This is a genomic window from Nostoc sp. (genome assembly GCF_036917095.1).
Classification (GTDB): domain Bacteria; phylum Cyanobacteriota; class Cyanobacteriia; order Cyanobacteriales; family Nostocaceae; genus Nostoc.
Genome location: NZ_JBALFH010000044.1, coordinates 600,949 through 627,941, shown reverse-complemented (window position 1 = coordinate 627,941; position 26,993 = coordinate 600,949). Strand labels below are relative to the sequence as shown.

The window sequence follows — 26,993 nt, the reverse complement described above, 5'->3', positions numbered from 1 at the left end:
ATTATTTTTAAACTATCCGATCGTCAAGGTATTAATTCGCTAAATATTCTCTTGGGGTGACTACATGATGTCCGAAAAAATCACATGGCTACGCACAACATTACAACTTAAAGGCTCGGTGATAAAAGCAATCTATAAACATATTTTATGGTGCGGAGCTTTCGGATTTTTGATTTCTGTACTTTACCATTTTGGTCAGCCTGTATCCCAACCTATTTTAGAGGGTGTTATTCCTAGTATTGTTTTAGGTTTGTTACTTGTATTTCGCACCAATACTGCTTATGAGCGATTTTGGGAAGGGAGAAAATGCTGGGGATCTCTAGTAAATAACACCCGGAATCTAGCCCGGCAAATTTGGGTATCTATTGACGAAATTTCTCCAGAAGATAAATATAATAAAATTACAGCATTAAATTTATTGGTAGCTTTTGCTGTAACAACTAAGTTACATTTGCGGGGAGAAGCAGTCAATAGCGAGTTAGAAGATTTAATGCCATCAAGTAAGTATATAAAACTGAAGATTATGAATAATCCCCCCATAGAGGTTGCCTTTTGGATAGGAGATTATTTACAGGAGCAGTATCATCGAAATTGCCTTAATAGCTACCAGTTAACATCTATGCAAGAATTATTGAATAATCTTGTGGATAATTTAGGAGCTTGCGAACGTATTTTAAAAACACCTATGCCATTAGCTTATTCAATTCATCTGAAACAATTATTGTTACTATATTGTTCCCTGCTACCCTTTCAAATAGTGGAAAAACTGGGTTGGTGGACAGGTTTAATTTCTGCTTTAGTTGGTTTTACAGTATTTGGCATTGAAGCCATCGGCTTGGAGATAGAAAACCCCTTTGGTTACGATCCTAACGACTTACCTCTAGATGCGATTTGCGAGACAATGAAACGCAATATTGACGATTTGATTACTTTAACTCCAAATGCGCGATCGCATCCAAGTAATTTGACCTATGAGAAAAGTTAAAATTGGGAAGAATTTCCAAACCTTGGTTATAGCTGGCAAGTCCCATCTCCCCGCACTCTCCATCTTCTTTCGCAGTACTATATAGACGCGAAACTCTCTTCACTGGTGGATGTGCAATGATGCCTGTACGTCAAACATTATCAAAGCCTGATATTCAACTTTCTTACTTAGAGTGGAACCAAGGGCAAGAACCCTTACTGCTGTTACACGGCTTAGGCGACCATGCTTTAGTGTGGTCTAGTTTAGGAAATTACTTAGCGGCAGACTACCACATAGTTGCACCAGATATGCGCGGACACGGCCAAAGTAGTAAGCCTGAGAGAGATTATAGCTTTGAGAGTGTGATCGCAGACCTCGAAGCACTAATGGATCGTCTCGGATGGACTTTTGCCCATATTGTCAGCCACTCGTGGACAGGCAAATTAGCCGCCATCTGGGCAAGGCAAAACCCAAAGCGTTTGCGGAGTATAATTCTGGTCGATCCAATTTTCATCTGGAAAATGCCCAGCCTTTTCAGGCTAACTTTTCCGATGTTGTATCGCTTCTTGCCTTTTCTCAAAAGCATGGGCCCCTTTGCCAGTTATGAAGAAGCCGAACAACAAGCACAGCAGTTAAAGCAATATCAAGGATGGAGTTCCTTACAACAGCAAGTCTTCCAAGCAGGAATAGAACAAAAACTCGATGGTAGTTGGGGCAGCAAATTTACCATAGCCGCCCGCGACGGGATTTTTGAAGCAGTAATGCAAGTACCTGGTTTTACAATTCCCCTTGACACCCCTGCCATCTTCGTCCAGCCAGAACAAGGATTGAACCGCCAAGATTGGCAAATTAAACCCTACAAAACCTATCTTAAAAACTTACGCATCTGCCAAGTTCCCGGCAATCATTGGCCGTTTTTGACACAACCAGAGGCATTTAACCAAACTGTAGCAGCCTTCTTGGCAGAACACAGATAGAAAATCTCATTATTATTGGACGGGATTATCATACAGCAACAGAAGAATTAATAGGAGCGATGTGAGCGATGTCTAGCGACAAGTAGCTACGCGTCTGCACTCCTGTTAAATCAGTTATTCGTTATCAGTAACCAGCGAACGCTGATAACTAATAACTGATAACTGTTAATGTACGGATAAGCCAGTCATGAGCCTTTGTATCAATCCCGTTTGCCCTAAACCAAATCATCCGAATAATCATCAAAACCGCTTTTGTCAAAGTTGTGGTTCCCATTTAGAATTGCTAGGGCGTTACCGGGTGATGTGCCTGTTGAGTGACAAAACAGGGTTTAGTAAAGTTTATGAAGCATACGAACAAGATACCCCTAAAATCCTCAAGGTACTCAAAGAGGATTTATCTGGCGACGCCAAAGCAGTAGAACTATTTCAGCAAGAAGTAACCGTATTAGGACAACTCAAGCATCCCGGCATTCCCAACGAAGATAGTTACTTCCAGTATCAAACCCGAAATGGTTTAGTGTTGCATTGCATTGCAATGGAAAAAATCGATGGATACAACTTAGAACAGTGGCTAAAGCAGCAACAAAATAGCCCCATATCCCAAGAACAAGCCATAGACTGGTTAAAACAATTGGTAGAAATTTTGGATTTAGTGCATGGTAAACAGTACCTACACCGTGATATTAAGCCATCTAACATTATGATTAGATCCCCCATTGAGAAGAGTTCGGGGAATCTAGTACTGATTGATTTTGGCACCGCCAGTGAAATTACTAAAACCTCCCAAGACCAACTCAGCAACGGTGACAAAATGACAGCACTGATGTCATCTGGCTACAGCGCTCCAGAACAAATGAATGCTCAAGCAGTACCGCAATCAGATTTCTTTGCCTTAGGGCGTACATTTGTATTTTTACTCACGGGATACCATCCCTTAGATATGTATGATATGCAGCACAATTTATTGCACTGGCAAAATCATGCTATCCATATCTCACCCTTAGTATTGAATTTAATTGATTGGCTCACAGCACCGGATATAGAAAAGCGTCCCGCTAATACCCAAAAGATTTTGCAGTGCCTAGAAGAAATTGAAATACAACTAACAGAAACTACTCCTGAAAATATTAATTTATTAGATAATAATAACATTGAAGAATTGCCGCTACCAATTACTAAAACTTCATTTCCTCCAGAAAAACAGCCAGAAGAAGTACCACTACTTAAATTTTTTGCAGTGATGCTAGTGATATTAGGGTTACTTAGTATAGTCGCTCTAGCAACGCGGACATCAAAGTTTTCTGTGAAACAAAATTACGGACAATCCTCAGAAAAAAAAGGTAAGATTGATTATTTTACTTATAAAGAAGGTAGGGATAGTCAAGGCAGGGTAGGTGAATTTAATGTAGCTGTTTTATCATTAGAATATAAATGGCTTTTAGGTAGCAATTTTCAAATTAAATATAATGATGAAATTATTAGTCTAGACCTTTTAAAGCTGAACTTAGAACAAGAAGGTATACAGAAGATAATGGAAGATACTAGCGAGATTATCTCTGTAGGAACAGTTTCTTGTAAAGGTAATATAGCAGTTCAAGAACGAATGGCTCTAGAACGTTCTAAACAAATACAACTTTTAGTAAAAAAACTATTTATTAATACACCAAGCGTCAAAAGTTATCGTCTATTGAATCTAGGGCAATTTCAGCGGAGTGATTGTCAGACAAATCAGGATTTAACTAAATATCAGAGAAGTATTATAATCATTGGTGTAAAAAAACAATCAGCAGGTTTAATTCTGGATGAGGCATTACGGGATAGGTTAGAAAAAAAGCCTTTTGCTGATTTTAAGTTAGAAGATTATTCTTTGGGAGCAGCGGAAAAATTTAAGACGATACCGAGTAGTTTATAAAATATCTAATCAGTGTATAGGCGTAACACATAGTAGATATCGCCACTTTAGCCATAAACTTACAACTATGGTTACCTACATCCCCTATGGCTAAAGCAGCAGATATTAGTACCAAGCGATTAATCTTAGTACATGATTTTATAAATTCGTAGTGAAAAATTGCCACATCTCAAACCTTTGCTTACCCCCTGCGTTTCATCACTCTCAATTCTGCACAGTTTGATGCAAAGCTGTACTCAGCCAAATCATCAGATGGAATTTTTTTGTTGAATGTTAAATTATTTAAGCTCCCATCCCAGAGTACCGCTTTAAACCTGCACGCCAAAGAAAGCGATTCGCACCCAAAAACACTAATATCCATCCCAAGATTGACCAAAATCCTCGTCCTATATCCACAGGTAGCCCTACCAAAAGACTCGCAGGAAAATCAATCAAATAGGGAAAAGGCGTAAACATCACTATTTTCTGCACAGATTCTGGAAAAACCTCTAAAGGTGCTATCAAACCAGATAAGAATAGATAAAATAACAACCAAAAATTTTCTAAAGCGCTAGCCCGTTCTGTCCAAAAGGCGAACATAGCAAAGGTGTACTGAATCGTAAACCGCAAAGCAAAAGCTAGCACCGCCGCCAATATAAACAGCAAAAATCTACTCAAACTTGGTAACCAAAAAGCCTGGGGATAGAGAATAAAAAATAATCCCACTAATAGAAAAGCAAACGTTAAACGAGCAAATCTTTCAGAAACATGCCTTGCAACATGATGCCATGCGGGGTCGAGTGGTTGTAGCAACTTGGGCGAAAGCATACCTTCTACTACCTCTTTTTCAAAGTCCCAAATTACCCAAGTAACTGTTAATTGTCTAACGACGAAAACTGTGATGAAGTAACGAGCAAAATCCACAGGTGATAGCCCAAACTGCCCGCCTTGTGCTGCCTGTATCCAAATACCCATGAGGATAATCGGCAAAGAGCCAGCCAAAACCCATAAGATTAGTTCTGCCCGATACTCAACCATATAGGCGTAGTACACTAACAGCAAAGTTAAGGCTTTTCTGATTATCCGCTTCATTTATTCACTTCCCGCTACAAAACATTACCCGGAATTCTCCACTCTTGTAGAGACGCGATTAATCGCGTCTCTACTACACGACACCCGCTTGAAAAACTCGTCCAATCACTTCTTCCACAGGCGGTTCGGTAACTGTTAAATCAATTACCTCCAAATCCGTCAAAATCTTAGAAACGGTGCGGGTGAGCGCCTCTCTAGATACCATAAAATGCACCGATCGCCCTTCTAAGTGTTGTACATCGCCATAGGTCATAAGTTTTTCTATCGGTAGAGGTTGGGCTAACTCTATATGGACTTCCCGGTATGGGGCAAAACGTTCTAGTAGTCCATCTAAACTACCGTCATACATCAGTCTTCCCTGGTGAATCAGCAGTACTCGTTGACATAAAGCTGTGATATCAGCCATGTAATGACTCGTCAACAGCACTGTCGCTTGATAACGCTGATTGTAGTCGCGCAAAAAATCGCGCACTGCCACCTGAGCATTTATATCTAGTCCCAGAGTCGGTTCATCTAGGAATAATACGTGAGGACGGTGCAAAAGTGCTGCTAGCAATTCCGCCTTCATTCGTTCACCCAAAGATAGCTTCCGCACTGGTTGGGTAAGTTTGCCTTCCAGGGAAAGCATCTCTGTTAGTTCTCCCATCCGCCGCTGGAACTCTTTATCAGAAATGTTGTATACAGCAGCATTAATTCTCAAAGAATCCAGTGCTGGTAAGTCCCAAAGTAACTGCTGCTTTTGCCCCATTACCAAGGTAATTTTTTGCAAAAATGTTTCTTTCCGATGAAACGGAATTTGTCCAGCTACTTTGACTGTACCGCTAGAGGGATGAATCAGCCCCGTGAGCATTTTGAGTGTGGTGGTTTTACCAGCCCCATTTGGGCCCAAAAACCCTACTATTTCACCAGGGGCAATTTCAAAGGAAACATCCTGAACTGCTTGAATTGAGCGGTAAGTGCGGCGAAACAAGTGGGCGATTGTGCCTTTAATACCCGGATTTTTGATCGCTACTGGATAAGATTTACTTAGCTTTTCAGCAATGATAATTGACATATTTTTTATATTAGAACCACAGATGTACACAGGTAAACACACATAAATCAGTGTTGTTTAGGGCTATTTATCTGTGGTTCTAAATACTAAAGCAGAGATTTTTGCCAGTGACATATCATGATTTACTGTGGTGGGCATTACTCAAGCACAACACATAGACTTTAGCGTAAACGTCCCGATCGCAATGTACTAATTATTAACCACAAACCCAATAAACTAGCGACGGCAAACAGGGTGGTGCTTAAAAAAGATAGCTGGCTTGTCTGTGCTCTGGTGGAAATAATTGCTGCACCCATAATCAGCGAACCCACTAATATACTAAAAGATAGTCGGTTAGCTGCATCATCCATTGTGCGCCGCACACCATCTAAACCCCGCAGTGATAGATTCCACTGTAAGGTTTCTGAGGTAACTCGGTCTAATAAAAGTTCTATTTGGCGAGGAGATTGGAGAGACAAACTTTTAATATCTAAGGCTGTTCTCAGGAGCGATCGCACTGGATTATCGCCTAGTAATTGCCGACGAAACAAGTCTGTAATTAATGGTTTAACTTCATCAAAAAAGTTAAGTTCTGGGTTGAATGTCCGCGCTACACCCTCTAAATTTGCTAGGGTTTTGGCATACAAACCCATATTGCTAGGTAATCTAATTTTATTGTTGCGGGCAACTTGTAAAACTTCATAAATTATCTGACTGAAGTTGATTTGCGTGAGGCTGACGTTGTGATACTTTCGCAACATGCGATCGTAATCATTTTCTAACCGCGACAAAATTACTGGTTGAGCAGAATCTGATAACTGCAAAGTTAATTGAGCGCACCTTTGAGCATCTAAATCAACGATCGCTAACAACATCTCTGTTAATATCTGCTGTGTGCGGGGATCGAGTCTTCCCACCATGCCACAGTCTAAGAGGGCAACACGACCATCTTTGAGATAAAACAAGTTTCCTGGATGGGGATCGGCGTGAAAAAAGCCATCAATATATAGTTGCTGGAAAAATACCCGAAATAACAAAGTAGTTATTTCTTTACGCCTTTCGGCAGGGTCTTTAACGTTGGGGTCATTATCCAAATCCGCCGCCAGGAACGGCACCCCATCCAGCCATTCCATCACCAGTAATTTTTCTGTGGTCAATTCCCAGTTAATTTCCGCAACCACTATTTGTGTCGGGTCGTACCAGCGACTTTTAGATAAGTTGCGCCGCAGTTGGTCTGTAAAACCCGCTTCTCGTGTAAAATCCAACTCGGCTTCTAGAGCTTTGGTAAATTCTTCCGCAATGGATTTGATTTCGTAGGTTTGCCCAAATTCAGTCCGCGCCACTAAATCGGCAATACCTTGAATTAAAGCAATATCTTGGGCAATAGTCAGATCGATTCCCGGACGTTGCACTTTCAGAGCGACTTCTCGACCATCTGCTAATGTAGCTCGATGTGTCTGAGCAATCGATCCTGCCGCTACTGGAATCGGGTTAACTGTGCTGAAGGTTTCTGCTAGTGGACGTTTTAATTCTTTACGGAGGATTATTTCTATCTCTGACCAAGGAACTGGTGGTACTTCGTCTTGTAGGGTTGATAGTTCCTCAATGTAGGCAGCATTCAGTAAATCTGGACGAGTAGACATTAGCTGGCCAAGTTTCACGTAAACTGGCCCCAAGTCTACCAGGATATTTTTTAAAACCGCAGGTGTAGGTAGCTGTGGTTCATCAGCTTTGCCACCAGTGAGTAACCTTCGCATATAGTCCCAGCCATTGCGAAGGAATACTTCAAGAATTTCTCGTTGACGGGGAACAGTTTGGGTGAGGAACATTTTTGAGAGTGGGGAGTGGGGAGTGGGGAATGGGGCAGGGGGCGGGGGGCAGGGGGCAAGGGGGAGAATAAAAAATTACCTCTTTCCCCTCTGCTCCCTGCTAAGTGCCCCCCTGCCTCTTTTCAATGCTCTGCTTTTCGACAGTCAAGTTATAATGGGAAAATAGACTTTTTCGCCTCTGCCAAGAGTTTTAACTTTTATAGCAGGTCGGTAAATCGGGAATCGCTTTGGAGAATTTTAAGAATCTGCTTGATTTCCTGGGTACGTTCTTTTTTTACAACGAGGGTGACATTGCGATCGCGCACAATCACTACGTCCTCTAAACCAATAGTAACAACTACATCTTCTGGATTTGAGGCATAAATAATCGCCCCCTGCGTATCCAACCCTATGTGAGTAGCGAGTTCTACATTGGGAGTCTCCTCCGTCTTCAGTAAGCGTTCGATCGCATTCCAATCTCCTAAATCATCCCAACCAAAATCAACTGGCAAAACGTATGCTAGAGTTGTCTTTTCCATTAGCGCATAGTCTATACTCTTCTTAGGCAACTGGGGATAGATATCAGGACCATGTTGTTCTAAAGGTTCGATAATTTCTGGAGCATGGGTATGTAGTTCCTTGAGAACAACCCCTGCCCGAAAAACGAACATTCCACTATTCCAGCTAAAGCGTCCCGTAGATAAAAAAGTCTCTGCCGTTTCACGGTTGGGCTTTTCAGTAAAACGGTTAACGCGATAAGCTGGTAACTCATTAAAGCTACCTATTTTTTCACCTTGTTCAATGTAGCCGTAACCGGTTGATGGAAAAGTAGGCTTGATCCCCAGTGTAACGATCGCTGCTGTGCTTGCTGCTAGTTGCGTAGCCGCGCTTAATGTGTGTGCAAACGCCTCTTGGTCAGCAATCCAGTGGTCAGCAGGGAAAAAGCCAATAACAGCGTCTTCTCCATAGCGCTGTTTGATTTCTAAACTTGTCCAAGCAACGGCTGCGGCAGTGTCTCTTCCTTCCGACTCAATCAATAAGTTCTGAGATGGTAGATCGGGTAATTGTTGTCGTACCCCTTCAGCTATCTGATTAGAAGTAATTACCCATAAGGAATCCCACCCCCTTGGGGTTCGCCAGTCGCCTGTGGAGGGAAACCCTCCCGCAGCGCTGGACTCACCGCCACCGAGTTCAATCAATCGATCGGCGGTTGCTTGTAATAAACTTCTAGAGCTACCATCAAGACTTAAAAATTGTTTGGGTCGGTCTTTGCGACTCAGAGGCCAAAAACGTTCACCTTTACCACCAGCAAGGATTACGGGGAACAATAAAGTATTCATGTTGTCATACACGCCTACCGAAGAACATTACAAGTTTACAGTGAGCTTTTCCACTGGCAATATTTGTAGCTTGGATTAACATACTTTTAGGGAGTGGTTGAGTGGGGAGATAATTGTGATAAAACAAGTCGAATGGTCAGAAAATTCAGTGACATCTCAGCAAGTAGCAGAATTTGAAAATGAGGTGCGATCGCAGCAAATTCAACGAGCGGAAAATCAAGTAACACCCGCACCAGTAGCTGATTCAGAGGAGGAGGAGGTAGAACTAAACCCGCCAGCGAATCCCAACCGTAGCGTTGTCGAATCAGTGGGTGCCATTCACAATCAGCTTTACGAGAGACTGGGCTTAACCATGCCTCGATGGCTGTTGTGGATCGCGACCGTTGTTATCGGCATCATCTTATCTGGACTGCTGGTATCAACATTAGCGCTGTGGACTCCCTTATGGAGCAATCTAGATCGAACAGATGAAGATTTAGGAACTACTGCTAAAGACGAGATAAAAATACCACTACCAGGGGAGTTATGGAGCAAACTCTCCCAGTACAAGCTTTCACGACCGATGAATATTTTAATTATGGGGATTGAACCAGTTAACGGTACCGTTGATGGTTCGCCAGAAAGCTTTGCTGGGAAAAGCGACACCATGCTGCTGGTACGGCTTAACCCTAGTGAAAAATCTGTACGGGTGCTCTCCATTCCTAGAGATACGATGATCGCCATCCCAGAAAAGGGAGAAAAGGGATTAACTAAGGTATCTGATGCCAATGCCAAAGGCGGCCCAGTCTTGGCAGCACGGGTAGTTAGCCGTACCTTAAACAATGCCCCAATCGATCGCTACATTCGCATTTCTACCAGCGGCTTACGCCAGTTAGTCGATCAGTTAGGCGGAGTAGAGGTCTTTGTTCCTAAATCAATGGAATATAAAGACTCCAGCAGTCGGCTGTCGATTAATTTAGTCAGTGGCTGGCAAACCCTCAACGGCGAACAAGCAGAACAGTTTGCCCGGTTCTCCGAGCCAGGTTTGGGAGATTTGCCGAGAGTGCAGCGTCAGCAAGCACTAACAGCAGCATTGCTGCAACGCTTAAATAGTCCTACCGTCTTACCCAGGTTGCCTCAATTAACTCGCTTGATGCGAAAATATTTTGACACCAACCTGAAGATGGAAGAAATGATGGCGTTGGTGAACTTCGGACTCAACCTGGATCGGGATAATTTCCAAATGACCGTGTTACCTGGTACGTTTAGCCGTTTTAGCAAAGACCCGGATAGCTATTGGCTAAATATGACTGGTCAACAGAGCCTGTTGAATGATTATGTTGGGGTAAATGTACCTGGTCTAAAGCCAGATATGCGTCAGGTTCCTAACCTCAAAATTGCTATTCAAAATGCTTCCAATCAACCTCAGCTAACTGAAAAAGTTATTGGTTATCTCAAACAGAAAGGCTTTACTAATATTTACAAAGTGCCTGATTGGCCAGATACCCAACGTCAAACTCAGATTGTTGTCCAAAAAGGCAACCGACGAGTTGGAGTTGATTTGCAAAAAGTCTTAGGCTTGGGTCAAATTGAGGTGTCGGCGATTGGTGATTTAGAATCCGATCTCACAATTCGGATTGGTAAAGATTGGAAATAGGCAAGAGTCATTAGTCATTAGTCATTAGTCATTAGTTAAATGACAAAGGGCTAATGACAAAGGACTTCTGAGAAATAATAAAGTTATGAAAAAGATTTTACTGCGCTTTTTTGGTTTGATTGTGATTTTGATACTAGCATTTTGCTGGATAATACTTAATCCTAAACCTGCTTTTGCTCAAATCAACACAATCAATTACAACAATATAAATTTAGAAAATCGTGATTTCTCTAATGCTGATTTGGCAGGTGTAACTTTTGTCGCAGCAGAAATGCGGGGGACGAATTTTCAAGGAGCGAATTTAACCAATGCAATTCTCACCAAAGGAGTTTTATTAAAAGCAAATTTGGAAGGTGCGAACTTGAGCGGCGCTTTAGTCGATCGCGCCACTATGGATGGTGCTAACCTGAAAAATGCCATATTTACAGAAGCAACTTTGACCCGTAGCCGTTTTTATGATGCTGATGTCACTGGTGCTGATTTTACCGACGCTTTAATCGACCGTTATCAAGTGTCGCTGCTGTGTGAAAGAGCGGATGGGATAAATCCGGTTACGGGTATGTCAACGCGAGATAGTTTGGGTTGTAGGTAAAAAATCTCGGTGTTGAGCTTAAAAATAGTATTTTATAATTTCCGAAAACCAGTCGCCTCTAATTACCGCTGGGAATTTCAATTAAAAACTCTGTCCCTTCTCCTGGTTTAGAGGAGCATTTAATTTGACCATGATGTTTTTCAACTATTATTTGATGGCTAATAGATAATCCTAAGCCTGTACCTTTACCTGGTGCTTTGGTGGTGAAGAAGGGATCAAACATGTGCGATCGCACATCTTCTGGAATCCCAAGACCATTATCAGCTATTCTAATTACAATCTGGTTATTAACGGCTTGCGTAATAATCCAGATAGTTAAAGGTATTCTCGGACACCTTTGAGACAACATCAAATACCTTTGCTGTATAGTTTTAAACTTTTCCTCTAATGCATCAATACTGTTACTCAAAAGATTCATAAACACTTGATTTAATTGCGCTGGATAGCATTGGAGCAAGGATAAAGTACCATAGTCTTTAACAATCTCAATAGCTGGGCGCTCATTATTGTTTTTGAGCCGATGTCCTAAGATTAGCAAAGTACTATCCAAGCCTTCATGAATGTCTACTGGCTTCAATTCAGCCTCATCTGTACGAGAAAAGTTACGCAGTGATAGCACAATCTCACAAATCCGCTCTGTGCCTACTTTCATGGACTCAAGGGTTTTGGGTAAATCTTCGATGAGAAAATCCAAATCAGTTTTGTCAATTTGCTCTTGGACAGTTGGCAATATTGAGGAGTTTTGGCGGTAAAGTTTCACTACCTTTAGCAGTTCTTGAGTATATTCATTTAAATGGATGAGATTGCCAAAAATAAAACTGATAGGATTATTGATTTCATGAGCGACGCCAGCAAGTAGTTGTCCTAAACCTGCCATTTTTTCACCCTGAATTAATCGAGTCTGAGTTTGTTTTAATTCATGCAGAGCTTGAGTAAGTTCTGAGGTTTGACGTTTAGTTTGTTCGAGTAATTCCGCTTGCTGAATTGCAATTCCCAATTGCACACCTACTTGAGCTAGTAAATTGATTTCTTCCTCTTTCCAATAACGCGGTTGTGAATTTTGATAAGCAACTAATAATCCCCATAATTTTTCACCTTCCCGAATCGGAACAAAGGTTTCGTTACGCGGAAGTTCGTTATCGTCGTCTGTGTCCTCAAAAGTTTCTATAATCATTGGTTGGGCTTGTGTAACAGGTTTCCAACCATCTTTAAAAGAATCTGCCACAAATTTACCGCTCCAATCTGAGTTGAAACGGTAGATTGCAACTCGCTCAACTTCGAGCAACTCTCGCACAGCTTGAGTAGTGGTTCTAAAAATAGTTTTAATATCGAGTGACTGGCGGATTTTATCAATGGTTGCAGCCAGCAATTCTTGCCGTTCCATTGCTTTCTCCCGTTCAGTCGCTTCTGCTAACTGGACAACCTGCATTTGAACTTGCTTTAAATAAGAATCTTGTTTTAATGCGACTCCCAATTGCTCGGCTATTTGACTGGTAAATTCAATTTCAGAGGGTTGCCAGTGACGAGGAGCGGTACATTGGTGAATACACAGCAATCCCCAAAGTTCGCCTTTTTTCAATAGAGGTGCGATCATATTTGCCCGCACTTGAAATTTTTCTAAGATTTGGACGTAGCAACCTGGAAACTTTCCTTGATAAATGTCCGCGATCGCATTGACTCGACCTTGCGCGTAAAGGGGTGCAAAGTTTTCACCGAAGCAATAATCATAAACTTTTTCTGCGATTACCGAGTTACATTCAGGTACAACATCCTCAGAAATAAATTCCCCTTCCCAATCTTTTTGAGGGTCAAAACGAAAGACTGCCACTCTGTCTGCTTGCAGCATTTTCCGTGCCTCAGTGACAGTAGTTTGGAAGATTGTATCTAAATCTAAAGACTCCCGAATTCGAGTAATCACGCAAGTTAATGTCTTTTGTTGCTCTGCTTGGTATTGAGCGTGTGCTAGTAACTTATAGTGTCGCAGTGCCACACCAATTTGTGTGCCGATTTTGGTCAACGATTCGACTTCATAAGATTGCCACTGTCTGGGTGAGGCATTTTGGTAGGCAGCGATGATTCCCCAAAGTTGATCTCCCTGGAGAATGGGGGCGCTTGCAAAGGCTTTTGCCTGGAATTGCTCCAACAAGGTTATATGGCAGTCTGTTAATCCGGCTTGGTAAATGTCATTGGCTGTAAATGTCTGGTTATTAACGTAACGTCCGCCTTGCGTCTCTTGTAAATAAGTATCAGCGATCGCAGGCTGAACGCCAACTAAAGGAGTCCAGCCTTCCGCAAATGATTCAGCAACAAAGTTACCACTCCAATCTGGGTTGAAGCTAAAGATGGCAACTCGATCGGTTTGCAGCAACTGGCGTATTTCTTGAGTTGTGGTTTTAAAAATGGTTTCAATATCAAGCGGGGAGCGAATTTTATCGACGATCTGAGCAATTACTTGGTCGCGTTGAGCCGCTTGAGCTAATTTTACTGCTTGCAATTGAACTTCATGGAGATGCTTCGCTTGTTGAATCGCAACAACAAGATGGTCAGCAATTTGACGAATAAACTCAATTTCCGATTCTTTCCAGTTACGAGCCTCACTGCACTGATGAATGCAAAGTAATCCCCACAGTTCCTCTTGGCGCGATAGAGGGACAACAAGGTTGGCCTGTACCTGAAATTTACTCAAAAATGCTACATGACAATCACTCAGTCCCGCCTTGTAAATATCTGCTACTGCTTGCACTCTACCTTGTTGATAACTGGAAGCAAATTGTTCTCCAAAACAGTGGTCGTAAACTTTTATTGCCAGTGCTGAGTCCCAGCCAAGTGCAACATCCTCAGAAACAAATTCTCCTTCCCAATCTTTTTCTTGATCAAACTGGAAAACTGCAACCCGATCGGCATTTAGCAGCTGACGCACTTGTGTAACGGTAATTTGAAAAATCGTTTCTAAGTCAAGAGACTCTCGAATTCGCACAATTACACTCGCCAGAGCCTTTTGTTGGTCTAGTTGCTCTTGAAGTTGAGCGCTTGACAAAAGAAGTTGATTTTCCGTGAAATCTGAATTGGGTTCCATTGGTCTGGATTATGTCGTTTTTATATAATGATTTTTCATACCAAACTTCATGGGGTCAAAGGGTGTCAAAAATATGACCAACTGCAAATTTTTGCAGTTTTCAACGAATCCCTAGAAGATGGTTATTGTTATAGTTCCCCTTTCTCGAACTATCCTCAATAATGGTTAAAAAATAATTTTGGCTTGTATACAACGGAAGGCATGGCTAAGTAGTGTTGCTGGGATAAATCAGAAAAGCGATCTGAGGAACATCCAAGAATTAAATTACTCAATTCCTGCATCCAACGTCACTATCCAATTTTTTCTTCCCCTGCCTCCCCTGCTTCCCCTGCTCCCCCTGCCTTCCAAAACGATTGATTATTTTTTTAGTTGGAAGTCCCTGACCCCTTTTGAGTCGTTATGACTGGCTGGCAATCAATAAACCCGTGATTTTGTTTAATTTTCCGTGTTCTCTTTGTGCAAGAGTTCCTGCCTTTGCTGAAAATGAGAGCTAAAATGCGTACTATCATAGCGATCGCTCCGCTAATACCAAAAGCGAAAGCATTTAAAATAAGTAATTTGCCAAAATTTACCTGACAGACTACGGGATTTCAGGTTAAATGTTTTAAAATATGCACTCTGCAAGAGTTGTCGGGTAATATTCGTGACACAACAAGACCAAAAACCCTCTCGTTCTTTCGCTGGAATTGCTGGCATTGTTGCCGCAGCCACATTAATTAGTAAAGTCTTCGGTTTAGTGCGGCAGCAAGCGATCGCTGCCGCATTTGGTGTTGGTGCTGCTGCCACTGCCTATAGTTATGCCTATATTATCCCTGGCTTTCTATTGATATTACTTGGCGGTGTGAATGGGCCATTACACAGTGCAGTTGTCAGCGTTTTAGCCAAGCGGCGGCGAGAAGAAGCGGCTCCTCTAGTGGAAACCGTGACAACGCTGGTAGCTGGATCGCTGTTGGTGGTGACAGTGGCTCAAGTTTTATTTGCGGATGCGATCGTTGATTTAGTCGGTCATGGTTTGGAAGAGACAACCAGAGCGATCGCAATTCAACAACTCCGCATTATGGCACCAATGGCTTTATTTGCCGGATTAATTGGCATTGGCTTCGGTACTCTTAATGCAGCCAATCAATATTGGTTACTCTCCATTAGTCCCCTATTATCCAGTATTACCGTTGTTGCCGGTCTTGGTATCTTGGCTATGCAGCTAGGCAAAGACATTATTAAGCCGGAGTACGCTTTAATCGGTGGAATGGTTTTAGCTTGGGGAACTTTGGCAGGAGCAGTTCTCCAGTGGTTAGTGCAGCTAATTGTCCAGTGGCGGTTAGGATTAGGCACATTGCGCCTGCGGTTTGACTTTAAATCCCCAGGCGTTCAAGAAGTCATTAGAATCATGACTCCGGCAACAGTTTCCTCTGGAATGATGCCAATTAATGTTGCCACTGACCTCTATTTTGCCAGCCCTATCCCTGGTGCTGCGGCAGGATTTAACTATGCGAATCTATTAGTCCAAACTCCCTTAGGGATTATTTCTAATATCATTTTGCTGCCCCTGTTACCCATATTTGCCAAACTAGCCGGCCCAGAAAATTGGCCAGACTTAAAATTACGCATTCGCCAAGGACTGCTACTCACCGCTTTCACCATGCTACCGTTAGGGGCGTTGATGGTGGCGCTATCTGTACCCATTGTGCAGGTGGTATATGAGCGCGGTGCTTTCAAGCCAGAAGCTACAGAGCTAGTTTCATCATTGTTAGTGGCTTATGGAATTGGGATGTTTGTCTATTTGGGGCGTGATGTTTTAGTGCGGGTGTTCTATGCTTTAGGCGATGGACAAACACCTTTTCGCATCAGCATTTTTAACATTTTGCTCAACATCATATTAGATTGGTATTTCGTTAAACCTTTTGGCGCTCCCGGTTTGGTGTTAGCAACAGTGGGTGTAAATTGCAGCTCAATGTTAATGCTGTTATGGTTGCTCGATCGCAAGCTCAATGGTTTACCCTGGCGTGAGTGGGGTTTGCCGATTTTGGGTTTGGCTGCTGGTAGCTTGGTAGCTGGGGTAGCAAGCTATGGGACATTAGTTGCTTCTCAACAATTGCTGGGTAAAACGGGTTTACTGATTTTGGTGTTGCAATTGTGTGTATCTGGCTTCGTGGGGATTGCGGTGTTTGCTGCGATCGCTTCATTAATGAAAATACCAGAGGTGAATATTTTTATCTCTCGTCTACGTCAGCGCTTTTTGAAGAAATAAACTAAAAAACATCTAAATTGCATAATCAAATTAAATCAAACTCTTGTGGGGTGGGCATCTTGCCCGCCCTAGCTATGCAATTTAAATGTGGAACAGCTTAACTGTTATTTGAATGTTTCAGTTGGTACACCCAAGTGGGTGAGAAAGAATTCAGCCACTTGGGTGAACCAGATGTGCGAGGTTACATTTTGTAAAAAAAGAGATTCTAGTACTAGAGAATATTGATTTTACCTAACTCTAGTGAGAAGAATTCTATGAAACTTACAAAATTAGCTGCCTCCGCACTCGCTGTTGCTTCCATTGTCCTCTCGGCTGGAATTGCTTCTGCTCAAACAGCTGGCACAAACGGTAATTACATTGGTGCTGGTGTTGCGGTTGGTGCAACCAGTGGCGGACAAGGAAACGATGAAGCACAAATTGGTGGAAATATTCAAGGACGTTACGCCGTTCCTAATGCGCCTGTTTCACTGCGGGGTTCTGTGCTGTATGGTGGTGATGCTGCCGCAATTATGCCCATAGTGACTTACGATGCGCCCATCGCTAAAAATACTAACGTTTACTTCGGTGGTGGTTATTCTTTTGTAACTGACGAAGGTCAAAAAACCCCATTGGGCAATCAGAATGCACCTGTAGTCACCCTTGGGGTTGAATCAGAAGTTAGCAAGAATGTCATTGCTTACGGCGATACTAAATGGGGCATTGATGCCTACAGAAATAGTGATGCTGATGCTGTCAGCTTCCAAGCTGGATTAGGCTATCGCTTCTAGTATTACGAGCTAGAAAATAGCTTATTCGTAAGCTAAAGCAATGATGTTTGCCAGCCGTAATAGTAATTCCTTCTGTCATATCTGAGTCTTCATACTCAGATATGACTCATTTTTTTAATCATTTTTATTGATGATTTTGATAAACAATTCTATTGGCTATGAGCAATAGTTTCTCTTAAAGTTAAATCACCAATTCTGAATATGTATAAAAGATATTACTCATGGAAAAGATTAATTCCATTCCCGAAATAGTTGGTGAAACAACAGACGTAGAAGCTTGGCTAATTCGGGCTGGGCTAAGATTTTCAGACTTAGGTAACGATGCCGCAAGTGTTGCAATCCGTAAGCAATGGCGAGAGTACCAAGCCGCAGTGCAAAGATGCTGTGCAAGCCTACACCAACCACCATCACGTATTCAACTAAGCGGCGACTATGCCATCCTGAGAATACCTGGTGCGGCATCAACCAATTCTGGGATAAGCTGTCGAGTCGTGCCCAGCCCTTAGACTGGGCAAAAGATAGAAATGTGAATACAAAATATCTGTCGGGCAGGGTAACTGATAACTGTTTGACTAATAATTCTGTTCTACGCCGCCTACTACTGGCCTAATGTCAGTAAATGGATCGGTGCCGCCACCCCAGTTAAAATCACTAATTCGGATGCTGATGCCGCCTAACTCCAATACCGGATTGTAACGCAACGTGATGCCATAGGTGCGACGGCTATATTCCACAATGTAGTCCGTGCTAGTTTCTTTACCAGTATCCAAGTTAACAGATGTTTGAAAGCCTAAGCGAAAAGGGCCGTAGATTTGCTGTGATATCCCAGCACTCAACACTTTGTTATCAACAGAGCGATCGAACAAAAAGGGTGATAATCCGCTGTTTAAGCCTTGAGAATAACTAATATTAAAGGCGGTATAGTCGAAAAAAGGTCGAGAAAAATGACCAATTTGCCCTTGTAAGCCAATTGTACCAGTTAGGGTGCTTTGGTCATCACCATTGGTGTAATAACTGGTAGTGCCTGTGAGGCTTGCGATCGCTTGCAAGTAAGGAACTACAGGGTTAGCTGTGTATCGTAATCCCTGACTGGCAGTGGGTGGTAATGGTTTTCCCTGCCATAGCAACAGCCCTTTACTGAGGGTAGCACTGCCTTGTAAACGACCTAGTGAGATGCGATCGTTTTCCCGTACTGGTTCTAGTAAGTCTTGGCGATCGGTGTTGGCATTGATATATCGAGCGCTTGCTTGATAGGTGAGGTTAATGCCAGTCTTGGCTAAAGGAATTACAGGAGAGGTAATAATGCCGCCAAGACTGCTCTGAACAGTTTGAAAGCCGAGAGTACCGTTGTAAAAACGATCGCGGTAGCCATATTCCAGATTCAATATGTGGGGAAGGGAAGTCCCTAATACCTGGCGCAATCCCAACCTCGCCCGCAAATTATCTTCTACCTTGTTCAAGTCAAAACTGGTTAACTCCGCAGTCCCATCAACTACTGCTCGTGGACTTAAAACAGAATTTATCTTTGTCTTCGCAGCAAACAGTGCGCCTAAATCACCCGTGCCTTCTTGCACAGCTCTCTGTATTAGGAACTGGGGCGTAATCGTCCAGCGTGTCTGCTCTGTATCAATCACTGGAAAGCCACGCTCAATATACAAACCACCCCGATCTTCGCCATCATAGCCGGGGGAAACTATTGCAGGTGTAGCGTCCCGCTCCCGGCGGTCAATAGTCCGCTCATTCAGCGGAATTGGTAAGGAAACCGTTTGATCCAATACCAAACGCTGCCCCTGTGTCCTGATGCGGTCTACCAAGGGTGATTCTCGCGTCAGAGTTACTTTATCTGCGCGTAATTCTAATTCTGGGGGCGAAAAAGGATCGTTGGTGATGCGGACATCCCTTGCTTGCCAGCCTTGCGGATAAAAATCAATTTGTTCAGCTTCAAACCTGAGCCGATTGACTGCACCTCCTGTTTTCGATCGCGGGATGTTGCTAGCATCTGACTGACCACCAAATGCCAGATCGATTCCTCCAGGGCTGCTGACACCAGAAAGGGGCTGATTGGCTCTAATGCGATCGCTGGGCGGACGTTTTGGGACTCCACCAGCAGTTACACCCGTGGGTGAAAAAGCAAAATCTGTTTGTGTTGAGGGTACGTAAATTTCTCCTCTACCATTTTCCAGCTCCCCACTATCTTGAACAAAGTTATAGGTAAACCGTTGTCCGCGTAGTATCTGATCGCCCCGTGTTAAAGTTATGTTGCCTTCCCCCGCAGCAATCAAGTTGTCCAAGTTGACTTGCAAGCGATCGGCATCCACCACAGCTCCATCAAATCGCACAATTACATTACCAACAGCTGTAATAATTCGCCGTTGCTCGTCATACTCTTGCCGATCTGAAGTAACTTCCACAATTCTCGGCCCAGCTGGCGGCGTGGTAGCTGGCGCTGTTGTACCAGATGGTTCTTGTGGTTGATTTGTGGTACCTGCCCCTGGTGTAGGCGTTGGTGCTTGAGTTTGTTGTTGGGCTTGAGACTTGAATTCTACAGTGAGGGGCGCTGAGAGTTGCTTTGTTGGGTTACGAGACTTAAATTTTATAAAATTTTGTACTGATTGAGAACTCGGTGCAAGATCGGCAGCAGATACAGAGATATTGCCTCCTAGTGGAGACTGTTGTGCAGTAATATCACTGTGCTGTTTTTCTTGGGTTAACTTCTCAGCTAAAATTGCCGTCTTGGACTCGACTAACTTGTTGCTGTTTGTGACATTTGGGGCAATTTGAAGAGGATGCGGAGATTGGGCGACAACCGGACTTGGGGAAACTCTATAGCTAAAGTTACCATCCAAAAAGGTTTGTTTTTCTCCAATAGAGTTGGAAGATGGCGTAGACGCAAAGCGGCTTGTCGTTAGATATCGCTCATCAAGTTTTTCAGAAGGTTCGCGTTTTACGTTTACAGAAGTAGCCTCCGCTCCAACTTTTCTTGGTAACGCAGTGGCTTCTCTTTGTGTCTCCCGTTTGCGTAACGCCGCTCTTAGCAGAAGTTCTGAGCGCCGGACGCTGACGCTCGGACTTATCTTCATGTCTTCTTTATCTTGGCGATTAGAGGTTTTAACCTCCTGCTTGGGATAACCAACGACCAGCGACTGACCCAAAAGTGCAGCACTTCCAGAACTGTTGAGTGGAGAAGTTTCTGGTGGGAGGGTTTCTGGTGAATGAGGTACAGAGGAAGTTTCGCCAATTACCAAGTCATCCTGAGTTGACTCGATCGAAGTTGGCAATGACGGATCGCTCTTGGTGTTACCCGCAATTGCCAACTGAGCCAAAACTTTGGGCTGCTTGGATTTGTCTGTCTTTTCGTGTATTCCAGTATCTACACCTGAAAGAAACTTTGTATGACTAGCAGATGAGGCGGGATTTACAGGTTGTAAAGATTCGAGGATAGGAGGCGGATCGGGTGGCAGAACTGGATGAAGCATATTTGAGCAAAATCGGGCTAACAAACAGCCAAATGACAAAGGGAAGGATAAACATACATTTTGCCTTCCGGCTGTCGCCTTCTGCTACCTACAGCAAGCTACCTGGAGGAAGAAACTTACTAAACTTTCGCGTAGTAAGTTTCTCTGGCGTTTAGTATTTTCCGCCTTCCCAAGTCGCGGATGACTTATCGCCTTTTTACTCTAAGTCCCGACGACCGGGGTTACGAGCTGGATCGTTCGACAAGAATCCGAAGACGAAGATAGTTACAAAGAAGGCAACAACAATATAAACAGCGATTTTTAAAGTCAGCATAGAAATATCTCCAACGGGTAAGACAAAGAAAGCTTTTCTTTCAGGATCTGCCATGCAGAAAAGATAGCTACTTTATATTACCCAAATCTCGCCCCTTTTTTAGAGGACTCTGGGGACTGAGAGCTGGAGTGCCTATCCTACGGTTATTGAAAATGGCGCAAGATGTCAGTTGTCTGACTTTTAGATGCCCTTAATAAATAACTCAGAGACTAGTTACTCTTGTGACGTTAACTGACGGCAAAAGTTTCTTCAAAAAGGGAACAGGTTAATTGTTACCGGAGATAATTACTATGCCCCATGCCCCATCCCCTATTTCTCAGCTTGAAGTAATGCTTAAGTCTTTGCCAATTCGGTTTTTGATGACTCGTGCAGGTATGCCTACAGCAACGGAGAAAGGAGGAATATCTCTATTGACAACTGCTCCCGCACCAATAACACTGCCTTTGCCGATAGTAACGCCATCTAATACTGTTACTCCATGTCCTAGCCAACAATCATCCTCAATCACAATTCCCTTGCGAGTAACACCTTGGGATTTAATCGGCTCCATCGGATCGGCAAAATTATGATTATTGGCAAATATCCCTGAGTGGGCAGCAATCAAACAGTGTTTACCAATTTTAATGTCTCCTGGCCCCTCAATACACACGCTAGGGCCAATGAAGGTGTCTTCATCAATATATATACATGTATCTTCCAAAGACCCTATATCAACGTTACGCTCAATAGCGACTCTATTTCCTAGATGAATTCTATTATTTTTGTCTCCTCTAGCATCCATCCGCACACCCTTGAAAATATAGGCTCCACTCCCGATCTCAATACAAGAAGTACCGTTAAATTCAACACCATTTTGAATATAAACTGGGCTGCCTATCTGGGCAAAAATACTACGATATCCCAAATTACGCAACTTTGTCCCAAGAATAAGTGTCGGAATATCTCCTAACACCGTAGTAACTAAAAGTTCTTGCACGCGCTGCAATTTTGAAAAATATTGCTCGTTATGCATGGCTACATATCTCTTAAATCAATTTTTTTTGACAGTGTTGAAAATTTTCGGGCTGTATCCTAATCTTCTGCTAATACCAACAGCGTTAGTATTTTTTACGCAGTAACTAAATTGGCAGTATTACCGAAATTTTCCAATATTTTTAGATGGTTTTTCAAATGTTGAAAAACCAGAGTCTGGCTTTGACTATGTGAGCAATTGCAAATTTGAAAAGCTTGCTACGCAACCAGGTATAGAGTTATTTGCCTTGAGGCTACTTTCTCTCAGGCGGTTCTAGTCTTTTAAAACAACTCAGTTCCAAAAGCTATTGTGCAACAAAAAATACATTTAACTAGACTATATTCAAAGTTTAGTTAAAATTATTGCCTAGCATGACAATGTAATTATTGTTGGATTTTTCTGAGAATTTTGCCCAGATAAAACCCAATTAGGGTGGATTATCTCCCACATCAGCCATCACATTAAAGTTAACCATCGGTGCAAACAAGTAAGCGCTTCCCCGACTGCTATGACGGCTTTCTTGCAACGAATTTCTAGAGTATGCTGCTCCAATCATGTTGCACACGGATGATTTACAGACTAGCCAATTCACGTTTGTAATTACATGAATGGTTTTTAATAACAATTGTTTTTAACGATAACACATTTTATTTTTAGTGGAACACTCTCATTCAATACAGCAGTTCTCTTTTGCATGAAGTACAAAACTACGGATTTTGAGGCAATTCTTGCTGTAGGTAGAAACTCTTTATATTTGATCCAGGACTCCCGCATTTTGTACTTCACTTAGTTGCAAAATACTGGAAGTTGATTTTCAGGTTGCTTGTTGATGAAAATGGAGGAAATTAGTTAACTTTTTTACTGGAGCGATGGTTACTCTCTATTAATTTTATACACTTAGAGAAAATCCATTTAGGACGAGGAGTAAAAAAATGCTCTAAGCGGTTAAGCAGCATTTTTGTTTATATTTCTAGCGTTGCTTGTCCAAGTAATTTTATGATTACGCTTTAAATTCAGAATGATATCTACTATACTTATGACACCTATTCATAAAAAAGCTAAAAATTTTCCTCTTCCCTATTACTTATATTTAAAAATTTGTAAATCACCCATTCGGGTGAGCCAAGCGGGTGATGCGTGCTTGGTACCACTCATTATAAATTTTATTGAAAGAACGCTAAAACATAGCTTGGTTTTTAGGAGAAGTCCACAAAACAACATCAAATTGCCAAATTGAGGTATCGGTTTTAACTCACACACTTGGTTCAAATTATGGCTTTAATTAAAGAAATTGTGCAACAAGCTCTAACTACCGGCTATCTGAGTGTTGTAGCCGAAGATCAACTGCGATCGCAACTTCAAAGTAATTATGACTCAGAAGACCTAGATGCTTGGATCATTTTACAGCGAGCTATTGTGGCAGGTGATGTCAAACAAGAGTCGCGCCGTAAAAAGCCTTCCCTTTCTCCTAAAGCCAAGGACACTTCATCTAGTATCAAACTTGCTTATCAAATGGCAGCGGAGATTGCTTATGCAGCAGCTGTAGCTTTGTCAATGACGAAAAATACCAAAGATCAGCCTTCACTAGGGGCGTAAAATAACACCTTCGTAAGTTATTTTCCTGATTTAGTACTAAAAATTTATACCAAGTAGTCAGCGGTTGCTTTTCTTAGTTAACTGCTTGGTATTGTTTTTACACGATCCAATTTTAGGCGGTGTCTACGAGCGACTATTCAGCCTTACATCACCTGAAGCTAACCTTAACCGAAGAATTATAGTCAGTCTTTCCTCTCACACTGCCTCTACGCTAGGGCAATTTTATTAAAAAATAATTAAAAATTTAACTGTTCCTTGACGCAGTGATGAGGAATTTTCAGCCGTCAGCCAAGACCTCAGAATTGATCCCCGGAATAAATTCTAAAATAAATATAAATTATTTATTCAAAACTAAATTTTTTTTAAGTGATACATGGCAGTAAATGATTAAATTTTAATATACCAAGTACATGGCTGAGAGTAACGCATAGAATTAGAAACACCTTGGTGTAAACTTTAGCAACGAGGTTAAAAATAATTCTCAATGCTTAACAAAGTCATCGCTTTTTCACAAACTACTGTATAAAGAATTGGCAACATTGGTAAAGAGAGTAAACAATAACCATAGCTAAACTTGGAGTTTTGCCAACCTATGCAGCCAATTCGTACATTTAACGTATCCCCTTCACTACCGCCGCGACTCGAACCACTACGGCGGCTGGCATATAACTTGCACTGGGATTGGAACGTTGAAACTAAAGATTTATTCCGTCGCTTAGACTCTGACCTCTGGGAGTCTAGCCATCATAACCCGGTGTTAATGTTGGGTACAATCTCTCAATCGCGGCTTCTGGAAGTTGTCGAAGATGAAGGCTTCCTAGCGCAAATGGATCGATCTGACCGTCAGTTAGAAGATTATTTGCAAGAGCGTACCTGGTATCAGAAACAACGCGAGCAGAAACCAAAAGAATGCTACGCCTATTTTTCGGCTGAATTTGGACTTGTAGATTGTTTGCCCGTCTATTCTGGGGGCTTGGGCGTTCTGGCGGGGGATCACCTCAAATCTGCCAGTGACTTGGGGCTACCGCTTGTGGGTGTAGGTTTACTGTATCAGCAAGGCTACTTTGCCCAGTATCTCAATGCCGATGGTTGGCAGCAGGAACGCTACCTGAGCAATGATTTCTACAATATGCCCTTGCATCTAGAGCGCAATCCCGATGGTTCAGAACTGCGAATTGCGGTAGATTATCCAGGACGGAAGGTGTATGCCAGAGTTTGGCGCGTACAGGTAGGAACGGTGCCCCTGTATCTAATGGACACCAACATTGAACCCAACAATGTTTACGACCACGACATCACAGATCAGCTGTACGGTGGCGATATCGATATGCGTATCCACCAGGAAATCATGTTGGGGATCGGTGGCGTGCAAATGCTCAAAGCCTTAGGGCTGAAAGTCACCGCCTACCACATGAATGAAGGGCACGCTGCCTTCTCTGCCCTAGAACGCATCCGCTTGCTGATTCAGGAAGAGGGACTGAATTATCCCCAAGCTAAACAGGTGGTGGCTTCCAGCAATATCTTTACTACCCACACACCAGTACCAGCGGGAATTGACTTGTTCGCTCCCGACAAAATGTTGTACTACCTGGGGTACTATGCAGAGATATTTGGGTTGCCCAAAGAGCAATTTTTAGGACTGGGGCGCGAGAATACAGGCGATTTATCTGGGCCTTTCAGTATGGCGGTGCTGGCGCTGAAAATGGCAACATTTTCTAACGGTGTCGCACAACTGCATGGTGTGGTGTCGCGGCAAATGTTCCAGGGATTATGGCAGAAAGTGCCAGTAGAGGAAGTGCCGATCGCCGCAATTACCAACGGTGTCCATGCTCGGAGTTGTGTTGCGAAATCGACTCAAGAGTTGTACGATCGCTACCTCGGCCCAAATTGGTCATCAGCACCACCAGATAGCCCATTGTGGGAGCGCATGGACGCTATACCCGATGAGGAATTGTGGCGCAATCACGAACGCTGCCGCTTGGATATGATTTTGTATGTGCGGGAGCATTTAGTCAAGCATTTAACCGATCGCGGCGCTTCCGCCTCCGAAATTTCCCAGGCACAAGAAGTTTTAGATCCTTACGCTTTCACCATTGGCTTTGCCCGTCGCTTTGCCACCTACAAACGCGCTACCCTCTGGATGCGCGATTTGGATCGGATTAAGCGGCTTTTACTGGCTAACAAAGACCGAAAAGTGCAATTCGTGATTGCTGGTAAGGCACATCCCAAGGATATTCCCGGTAAAGAACTCATCCGCGATATCAATCACTTTATCCGCGAACAGCATTTAGAAAAACAGGTAGTGTTTGTTCCCAATTACGACATTTACATCTCCCGGTTGATGGTTGCGGGTTGCGATATTTGGTTGAATACACCGCGTCGTCCACGGGAAGCCTCTGGTACTAGTGGCATGAAAGCCGCAATGAATGGCTTGCCAAATTTAAGCGTACTAGATGGCTGGTGGGATGAAGCTGATTACGTCCGCACGGGCTGGGCGATTGGACATGGAGAAAATTACGACGATCCGAACTATCAAGATGAAGTAGAAGCAAATGCTCTCTACGAGTTGCTAGAGAAGGAAGTTGTGCCGTTATTTTATGAGCACCGGGATACAGATGGCTTGCCCCGTCCGTGGGTTGCCAAAATGAAGGATGCAATTCGATTGAATTGTCCCTTCTTTAATACAGCGCGAATGGTAGGAGAATATGCACAAAGGGCTTATTTCCCAGCCAGCGATCGCTATCATACCCTGACTGTTAATAAGTATGCCCCAGCTAAAGAACTAGCCGCTTGGAAAGAAAAACTCAGCGAACACTGGTTCAACATCAGAATCAAAGATATTGACGTATCGGCAGCTTCAGACATTGAGGTTAACCAAACCGTTGCTGTCAAAGCCAAGGTTGACTTGGCAACTTTGACAAATAATGATGTGCAGGTTGAGCTATATCAAGGTGCGATCGATGCCAATGGTGATATTGTCAACGCTGTGCCAGTGGTGATGGATTACGAAGGGGAAGATGGACAGCAATTGAGTATTTACACTGGTAATATTACCTATACCGCTTCTGGTTTGCAAGGCTTGTCTTTGCGTGTATTGCCGAAAAATAAAAATCTGGCTAATCCTTATGAACCAAGGTTAATTGCTTGGGCAGAATAAGAGTAGTGAGTAGTT

Annotated in this window: 19 protein-coding genes; 10 read left to right on the top strand and 9 right to left on the bottom strand. The window is 42.8% G+C overall.

The genetic code is table 11. The annotated features are described in order from the left end of the window. The first annotated feature begins 64 nt into the window (after positions 1 to 64). The 3 genes from V7L01_RS27225 to V7L01_RS27215 all read left to right on the top strand — a co-directional run bounded on the left by V7L01_RS27225 (position 65) and on the right by V7L01_RS27215 (position 3,853). Positions 65 to 985 (top strand): bestrophin family protein, encoded by a 921-nt coding sequence (locus V7L01_RS27225; protein ID WP_335040362.1) that lies wholly within the window; start codon positions 65 to 67, stop codon positions 983 to 985. Between the two features lie 119 nt (positions 986 to 1,104). Further along, positions 1,105 to 1,941, top strand: coding sequence for an alpha/beta fold hydrolase (locus V7L01_RS27220; RefSeq protein ID WP_335040835.1), 837 nt, complete (start codon positions 1,105 to 1,107; stop codon positions 1,939 to 1,941). 187 nt (positions 1,942 to 2,128) lie between these two features. Next, positions 2,129 to 3,853: a serine/threonine-protein kinase gene (locus V7L01_RS27215; protein ID WP_335040360.1), complete on the top strand. Its 1,725-nt coding sequence runs from the start codon at positions 2,129 to 2,131 to the stop codon at positions 3,851 to 3,853. Between the two features lie 282 nt (positions 3,854 to 4,135). On the opposite strand, the gene V7L01_RS27210 is transcribed toward V7L01_RS27215, so the two are convergent. From V7L01_RS27210 to V7L01_RS27195, 4 genes are all read right to left on the bottom strand, one after another. After that, on the bottom strand, positions 4,136 to 4,924 hold the full coding sequence (locus V7L01_RS27210; protein ID WP_335040358.1) for an ABC transporter permease: 789 nt from the start codon (positions 4,922 to 4,924) through the stop codon (positions 4,136 to 4,138). A gap of 73 nt (positions 4,925 to 4,997) precedes the next feature. Continuing rightward, on the bottom strand, positions 4,998 to 5,978 hold the full coding sequence (locus V7L01_RS27205; RefSeq protein WP_335040356.1) for an ABC transporter ATP-binding protein: 981 nt from the start codon (positions 5,976 to 5,978) through the stop codon (positions 4,998 to 5,000). 161 nt (positions 5,979 to 6,139) lie between these two features. Continuing rightward, positions 6,140 to 7,786 (bottom strand): ABC1 kinase family protein, encoded by a 1,647-nt coding sequence (locus V7L01_RS27200; RefSeq protein ID WP_335040354.1) that lies wholly within the window; start codon positions 7,784 to 7,786, stop codon positions 6,140 to 6,142. 197 nt (positions 7,787 to 7,983) lie between these two features. Continuing rightward, complete coding sequence (locus V7L01_RS27195) at positions 7,984 to 9,105, bottom strand: mannose-1-phosphate guanylyltransferase (protein WP_335040352.1); 1,122 nt, start codon at positions 9,103 to 9,105, stop codon at positions 7,984 to 7,986. A gap of 115 nt (positions 9,106 to 9,220) precedes the next feature. Between V7L01_RS27195 and V7L01_RS27190 the strand changes: the two genes are divergently transcribed. Next, positions 9,221 to 10,741, top strand: coding sequence for an LCP family protein (locus tag V7L01_RS27190; protein ID WP_335040350.1), 1,521 nt, complete (start codon positions 9,221 to 9,223; stop codon positions 10,739 to 10,741). 85 nt (positions 10,742 to 10,826) lie between these two features. Continuing rightward, on the top strand, positions 10,827 to 11,333 hold the full coding sequence (locus V7L01_RS27185) for a pentapeptide repeat-containing protein (RefSeq protein ID WP_335040347.1): 507 nt from the start codon (positions 10,827 to 10,829) through the stop codon (positions 11,331 to 11,333). 58 nt (positions 11,334 to 11,391) lie between these two features. Here the strand turns inward: V7L01_RS27185 and V7L01_RS27180 are convergent, their stop codons facing one another. Then, positions 11,392 to 14,409, bottom strand: coding sequence for a GAF domain-containing sensor histidine kinase (locus tag V7L01_RS27180; protein ID WP_335040345.1), 3,018 nt, complete (start codon positions 14,407 to 14,409; stop codon positions 11,392 to 11,394). A 643-nt stretch (positions 14,410 to 15,052) separates the two neighbouring features. Here V7L01_RS27180 and murJ point away from each other — a divergent pair. The 3 genes from murJ (at position 15,053) to V7L01_RS27165 (ending at position 17,930) form a co-directional block, all read left to right on the top strand. Then, positions 15,053 to 16,657, top strand: coding sequence for a murein biosynthesis integral membrane protein MurJ (gene murJ / locus V7L01_RS27175; protein ID WP_335040343.1), 1,605 nt, complete (start codon positions 15,053 to 15,055; stop codon positions 16,655 to 16,657). Positions 16,658 to 16,911: 254 nt separating this feature from the next. Next, positions 16,912 to 17,424: an outer membrane beta-barrel protein gene (locus tag V7L01_RS27170; protein WP_335040341.1), complete on the top strand. Its 513-nt coding sequence runs from the start codon at positions 16,912 to 16,914 to the stop codon at positions 17,422 to 17,424. Positions 17,425 to 17,645: 221 nt separating this feature from the next. After that, on the top strand, positions 17,646 to 17,930 hold the full coding sequence (locus V7L01_RS27165) for a hypothetical protein (protein WP_335040339.1): 285 nt from the start codon (positions 17,646 to 17,648) through the stop codon (positions 17,928 to 17,930). A gap of 66 nt (positions 17,931 to 17,996) precedes the next feature. Here the strand turns inward: V7L01_RS27165 and V7L01_RS27160 are convergent, their stop codons facing one another. The 4 genes from V7L01_RS27160 to V7L01_RS27145 form a co-directional block, all read right to left on the bottom strand. Then, positions 17,997 to 20,900 carry a DUF3769 domain-containing protein gene (locus V7L01_RS27160; RefSeq protein WP_335040336.1) on the bottom strand — a complete coding sequence of 968 codons (2,904 nt, stop codon included), beginning with the start codon at positions 20,898 to 20,900 and terminating at the stop codon, positions 17,997 to 17,999. Between the two features lie 196 nt (positions 20,901 to 21,096). Further along, positions 21,097 to 21,213 carry a photosystem II reaction center protein I gene (locus tag V7L01_RS27155; RefSeq protein WP_015114068.1) on the bottom strand — a complete coding sequence of 39 codons (117 nt, stop codon included), beginning with the start codon at positions 21,211 to 21,213 and terminating at the stop codon, positions 21,097 to 21,099. Positions 21,214 to 21,529: 316 nt separating this feature from the next. Beyond that, positions 21,530 to 22,225, bottom strand: a complete 696-nt coding sequence (locus V7L01_RS27150; RefSeq protein WP_335040334.1) for an acyltransferase — start codon at positions 22,223 to 22,225, stop codon at positions 21,530 to 21,532. A gap of 427 nt (positions 22,226 to 22,652) precedes the next feature. Further along, entirely contained in the window at positions 22,653 to 22,781 is a 129-nt protein-coding gene (locus V7L01_RS27145; RefSeq protein WP_256091202.1) for a hypothetical protein, read from the bottom strand. 716 nt (positions 22,782 to 23,497) lie between these two features. Here V7L01_RS27145 and V7L01_RS27140 point away from each other — a divergent pair. Both V7L01_RS27140 and glgP read left to right on the top strand, forming a co-directional pair. Then, the gene (locus V7L01_RS27140) at positions 23,498 to 23,821 is read left to right on the top strand and encodes a hypothetical protein (protein ID WP_335040332.1); all 324 of its coding nucleotides are present in this window, start codon (positions 23,498 to 23,500) and stop codon (positions 23,819 to 23,821) included. Positions 23,822 to 24,413: 592 nt separating this feature from the next. Further along, positions 24,414 to 26,978: an alpha-glucan family phosphorylase gene (gene glgP, locus V7L01_RS27135; protein ID WP_335040331.1), complete on the top strand. Its 2,565-nt coding sequence runs from the start codon at positions 24,414 to 24,416 to the stop codon at positions 26,976 to 26,978. The last annotated feature ends 15 nt before the right edge of the window (positions 26,979 to 26,993 follow it).